The sequence below is a fragment of the Polaribacter sp. genome (assembly GCF_965660385.1).
Lineage (GTDB): Bacteria > Bacteroidota > Bacteroidia > Flavobacteriales > Flavobacteriaceae > Polaribacter.
The window spans coordinates 1-5,369 of the sequence record NZ_CBFHZT010000058.1; the positions used below are offsets into that span (position 1 = coordinate 1).

Below are 5,369 nucleotides of genomic sequence, written 5' to 3' on the forward strand. Positions count from 1 at the left end.
TAATGATTTGGTTTAGTTGGGATGCAAATGCACCTAGTTTGGGTGCAAAAATAAAATCTATTCGTTGGGATAGAATGTTTACCACTGTTGGTGGAGATGGAGAACCTGTATCATACAGATACATTGTTTTTGCATTAATAGCATTATATATTGGTTGGAATTTTTACAAAGGAAAGAAAAAGAAAGCTTAATATGAAAACGTTTACAGCTATTTCAGATTAAATATTCCTGATATTAAAAAGCTGATAATTTTAAAAAATGTCATTATTTATTCCCACCTACTTTTCTCCAATTTCTCAATATGCTGAAATTGTTCATGCAGATGAAGTAGTGTTTGAAGTAGAAGATAATTTTCAAAAACAAAGCTATAGAAATCGCTGTTACATTTATAACAGTAATGGCAAACAATTGTTGAGCATTCCTGTAAAACATCCATTAAAAAACCAAAGAAAAGCAACCAAAGATACCTTAGTGGAAAATAATGTTGCTTGGCAAGATCAGCATTTTAAATCGTTACAAGTTGCTTACAGAACATCTCCTTTTTTTGATTTTTTAGAAGATGATATTGCTAACATTTTCTATAAAAAATACAAGTACTTGTTAGATGTAAATATAGATACTCATTTGTTTATCATGGATACTTTACAACTTAACTTAGACTATACCAAAACCTCTACATATCAACCTAAAAATATTGAAAATGATTTTAGAGTTTTGGCTGATCGAAAACATGCTCCAAAAAAACAGTTTGATAAATACACCCAAATGTTTGATGATAAACATGGATTTATTCCAAATTTATCTATTTTAGACCTTTTATTTATGGAAGGCCCAAATGCCATAAGTTTTTTATAAATTCCTTGGGATATTATACATTTTTACTTATACTATAAATGATAATTAATAAAAATGTATTCACTTCAAGAATTTACAGATAAATTTAAGGAATGTCCTGCAGAAAGTGTAGAGGCATTAGTCAGTTTAGCAACAGAAATAGCGTTTAACAAAAATGATTTTATTGTAAAGGCTGGTGAAATATCTAAAGATTTTTATATCATTAAATCTGGGGTTGTACGTTCATTTCATTCTGATGAAAAAGGTAGAGAATATACAAGAACAATTTTTACCACTGGTAGAACAACAGGTGCCTTGAGCTCATTAATTTCAGGAATGCCAAGCAAGTTAAGTTATGAATGTTTAGCAGATTGTATTTTATATAAATTTGATTATTTAAAATTTAAGGAGCTTACAAATAAAGATGAGCATATTTTAAAGGTTTACACTCAACTGCTAGAACAAATTTTCTTAGTAATGGAGACTAGAATTTATGAGTTATCGGTTTTAAATGCAACAGAACGTTATTTAAAGTTGAAAAAAGAAATTCCAGATATCGAAACCCTTATACCTCAATATCACATTGCCTCTTACTTAAATGTTTCTGCTGTACAATTAAGTAGAATTCGCAAAGAAATTTATTCAAAATAAAAAAATAACTGTATTTTATTAACATATGTAAATAACAAGACAAAAATAATTACATATTTTTGAGTAAAACAATTAGAAGTCCCCCAGTTATTTTTAACTATATAGTTGTCAAAAAAGACTTATTTTTACAATAAGTCTTTTTTTTTATGCTAAAATTTTCCGTTCACTATTCCTTACATTTTATCGTTCCGTTTTTCTTTGCTTATTTCTTTTTTAAAAAGAACTGGAAAAAAGTATACCTTATTTTTTTATGTTCGATGCTCATAGATTTAGATCATCTTTTGGCGAATCCTATTTTTGATGAAAATAGATGTAGTATTAACTTTCATCCTTTGCATTCCTATATTGCAATTGGTGTGTATTGTTTTGGATTATTTTTTAAGAAAACAAGAATTTTAGCCATAGCATTACTGTTTCATATACTTACAGACTGGCTAGATTGTTATTTATAGTTTTATGTATTTTTTTAACAAATCGTTTACTTGAGAAGAGATACCAAGCTTAATGGTTATAAAAAGATAAGCTATTGTTACGAGTATTGCTTTTGCTACGAGGTTAAAGGCTGGTGAAATATCAAAATTATATACTTCAATAATTGGAAAAGAAAAGTTCCAAAAGTAAAAAGTTAAAAATAAAACAATTAAAACCCCCATCAATTGCCATGTTTCTTTAGAGAATGGGTGCATTTTAAATTTTTGTTGTACAAAAATAATTTTAATGGTATTAAATATAAACCATGTTATTAGGGTTGCTAATGCCAAACCATTTGTACCAAATTCTAGTTGAAAATAAAACAATTTATTTAAATAATAAACAGCTAAGGCAGAACCAATACCTAATGGTAAAGTAATTCTATAAAATTTAGAGTTCACAATAATCGCACCATTACTTCCCATTAACATTACATATAATTTTGCTAAAGAAATCATCAAAACTACTAATTCTCCACCTGCATATCCTTTTTCTGGCATTAACTTAAAGAGTTCTTGTACACTACAATTAATCAACAAAAAAAACAAACCGCCCACCAAAAAAAGATTGATAGAACTTTTTTTATACAAATTTTCTACTTCATAAGTATCTGCTTCATTTAATGATTTAGATGTTAATGGCTGTAAAATTTGTGCCATTGCCCTACTTGGTGCTTCAATAAAAGATCCTATAAAAACAGCCACAGTATAATATGCAGCAGTTTGAAATGTTTCTTTACCAGGAATCATAACTTTATCAATATCTAAAATAATAGCACTTGCACTACCTGCTAAAATTATAAAAAGAGAGTATTTTATAATTTCTAAAAAATTATAGGGCACTTTAAAATAGAACTTTGGCAAATACACATAAAATGCATAAATCATCATAATAATTACCCTTAAAACATAGGTAACTGTTAGCCAAAAAATATATTCTTCTTTAGAGATTATATTAAAATAAACGAAAACTAAAAGCAACATTATAGCCAATCTGTTCCAGAGTTCTTTCATTAAATTCCCAAAAACAGTATTCATTTGTACCTTAGTCCATGAATAAAACAGTTCAAAATACGCACAACAAACTGCTATAATATAGATTGATAAAGTATAGTTTTCAATACTTTTATTATTCTCGTTAATTGTACTCATTATCCAAGTGTGGGCATAATCCCAAAAAAAACCTAGTGGAAGAGCAATTAACAAGGGTAAAAGTATAACTGAAGATAAAAATTGATCTTTCTCTTTTTTTGTTTGATAAGAAGAAAAAAACTTTATAATCGTAAACTGAACTCCTAAAGCAGCCAAAGGTGTGATAATATTTGATGCCGATAGTAAAAATGTTACTAAACCATAAAAATCTGACTGTAAAATGGAAGGATAAAGGACAATTACGTTGATGCCACCCAACATAAATGCCAAATAGATGATTAAGGTATTTCGAAAAGATTGTTTTAATACAATTCCCATTTTTTATGCTAAGCTTTTTATAATAGTTGCTAACTTTTTAGTCAATTCTTTTCTGTGAAATTGATCTATATTTTTTGATGCTACTTTTAGATTTCCTTCTTTGTAAGCGTTGTATAATGAAGAAATCTCCATTTTTAATTTCTTTGGATTATCAAAATTCACTACCACACCAGAATTGGTAATTTTTAAAACTTCTGATAAATCTCCTTGCTCTGATCCTATAGCTAAGATGGGTCTTTTTGCAGTTAAATATTCAAAAAGTTTACCTGTTAAAATACCTTCAGATTTTTTTACATTCGGAATTAGCAATAACAACACTTGCGCTTTTTTTTGATACTCAATGGCTTTTTGATGATGTACATAGCCTTTAAAAACACAATTATCTTGTAAATTATTCAACTCGATTTCGGTTTGGACTTCCGATGAAATATCACCTATAAAATTAAGTTGTAAATTGTTTTTAAAATCTAGATTTTCGGCACATAGCTCTTGCAGTACTTTAAATAAAACTATTGGATTGCTTTGTTTGGGCAATAAACCAATGTAAGAAATGGTAAATTTATCATCTAATTTTTGATGTTCTTTTGATAAAACTTCGTCATCAAATCCGTTTGTAATTACGGCTACTATTTTGGCATTTTTTGCAAATTCTGTTTGTAACGTTTTACTAACGGTTAACACACAATCTGCATTTTTTAAAACCGAATCTTCTAATCTTTTATTCTTTCTTTTTGCAAAAAAGGTTTGCTTAAAAGCATTGTTATAATACAAATCTGCCCAAGGATCTCTAAAATCTGCAATCCATTTTAATCCATTTTTTTGATGTATTTGTTGCCCAATTAAATGCATACTATGAGGAGGCCCAGTAGAAATTACAACATCAATAGTATTGGTTTTTAAAAATTCGTTTAAAAATTTTACCGAAGATTTTACCCAAAACACTTTAGGATCTGGAATAAAAAAATTACCTCTTATAAATGATAACAAACCACTATTTGTACTGTTAGCAATATCTTTTTTCTGCAAATTTTTCTGCTTCCAAAACAACATATCTGTAGGTTCCCAAATAGGTTGCTTTAAAATTTTTATATTTTCAGGAATTTCATCAACTAAGCTTTTATCAACTTTTGGATAATTAGCGTTTTCAACTGTATAAACAACAGGCTCAACACCAAAATCTTGTAAATATTTTACAAACTTTAACCAACGTTGAACGCCAGAGCCACCTGCAGGAGGCCAATAATATGTTATGATGAGTACTTTCAATTTAGAAGATGATCATATAAATGAATTAATTTCTGAGCTCTGTGTTCCCATAAAAATTGCGTTTTTACAAAATTAGCACCATTGCTACCTAACTCTTTTCTTAAATCATCATTTTTATACAATGTTAAAACTTGATTAGAGAAGTCTTTTACATCTTCAGCTTTATGCACCAATCCTGTTTTATGATTTTGCACAATATTTTGTTGTGCTGTTGCATTACTCACCAAAATTGGTTTTGCAAAACTCATGTACTGAAAAATTTTGTTGGCATAGGTAGTATCATGATGTAAATTTCTGTGTAAAGGCGAAATACAAATATCACTAGATAAAATATAAGAACTAAAATATTTAGGGTCTTTCCAACCTAAAAAATCAACAAATTCATTGATATTTAAATCATCAACTAACTTTTTTAAAATAGTATCTGTAGAGTTTTTACCAACAATTACAAGTTTTAGGTTTGTAATGGTTTTACTTAATATTTGCACAGCATGTATTGCCGTTTTTAAACCTCTTCTTAAACCAGTATCTCCAATATATAATAAGACAAAATTATTGATGTAAGCATTTTTAATTTCTGGCATAATTGTTTTTTCTTCAAAAAAAGGTTTTCTTACCGTATTTGGTAAGTCGATTATTTTTTGGTGATGAACAGCAACTCTACTCAAAATTTCTTGT

General features: G+C 28.1%; 6 protein-coding genes and 1 pseudogene. 4 read left to right on the forward strand and 3 right to left on the reverse strand.

Annotated elements, in window-relative coordinates:
- The 4 genes and pseudogenes from ACTG3V_RS13345 to ACTG3V_RS13360 form a co-directional block, all read left to right on the forward strand.
- Nucleotides 1-191: pseudogene (locus ACTG3V_RS13345) on the forward strand (signal peptidase I); the annotation flags it as partial.
- A 67-nt stretch (nucleotides 192-258) separates the two neighbouring features.
- A complete protein-coding gene (locus ACTG3V_RS13350) occupies nucleotides 259-855 on the forward strand; it encodes a WbqC family protein (RefSeq protein WP_439132668.1) in 597 nt (198 codons plus the stop codon).
- Between the two features lie 54 nt (nucleotides 856-909).
- Nucleotides 910-1,485, forward strand: coding sequence for a Crp/Fnr family transcriptional regulator (locus ACTG3V_RS13355; protein WP_439132669.1), 576 nt, complete (start codon nucleotides 910-912; stop codon nucleotides 1,483-1,485).
- A gap of 146 nt (nucleotides 1,486-1,631) precedes the next feature.
- The gene (locus tag ACTG3V_RS13360) at nucleotides 1,632-1,937 is read left to right on the forward strand and encodes a DUF6122 family protein (protein ID WP_439132670.1); all 306 of its coding nucleotides are present in this window, start codon (nucleotides 1,632-1,634) and stop codon (nucleotides 1,935-1,937) included.
- Here the strand turns inward: ACTG3V_RS13360 and ACTG3V_RS13365 are convergent.
- From ACTG3V_RS13365 to ACTG3V_RS13375, 3 genes are all read right to left on the reverse strand, one after another.
- The gene (locus ACTG3V_RS13365; protein ID WP_439132671.1) at nucleotides 1,932-3,425 is read right to left on the reverse strand and encodes a lipopolysaccharide biosynthesis protein; all 1,494 of its coding nucleotides are present in this window, start codon (nucleotides 3,423-3,425) and stop codon (nucleotides 1,932-1,934) included. The genes ACTG3V_RS13360 and ACTG3V_RS13365 overlap by 6 nt on opposite strands.
- Before the next feature lie 3 nt (nucleotides 3,426-3,428).
- Complete coding sequence (locus ACTG3V_RS13370) at nucleotides 3,429-4,691, reverse strand: glycosyltransferase family 4 protein (protein WP_439132672.1); 1,263 nt, start codon at nucleotides 4,689-4,691, stop codon at nucleotides 3,429-3,431.
- Nucleotides 4,688-5,369: glycosyltransferase (locus tag ACTG3V_RS13375; protein WP_439132673.1), on the reverse strand; the 682-nt coding region annotated here is incomplete at its 5' end. The genes ACTG3V_RS13370 and ACTG3V_RS13375, both read right to left, overlap by 4 nt.

What these genes read in the sequence shown, in the direction of transcription:
- ACTG3V_RS13350 (WP_439132668.1), top strand. Translation starts at nt 259, where the DNA reads ATGTCATTATTTATTCCCACCTACTTTTCTCCAATTTCTCAATATGCT.
- ACTG3V_RS13355 (WP_439132669.1), top strand. Translation starts at nt 910, where the DNA reads ATGTATTCACTTCAAGAATTTACAGATAAATTTAAGGAATGTCCTGCA.
- ACTG3V_RS13360 (WP_439132670.1), top strand. Translation starts at nt 1,632, where the DNA reads ATGCTAAAATTTTCCGTTCACTATTCCTTACATTTTATCGTTCCGTTT.
- ACTG3V_RS13365 (WP_439132671.1), bottom strand. Translation starts at nt 3,425, where the DNA reads ATGGGAATTGTATTAAAACAATCTTTTCGAAATACCTTAATCATCTAT.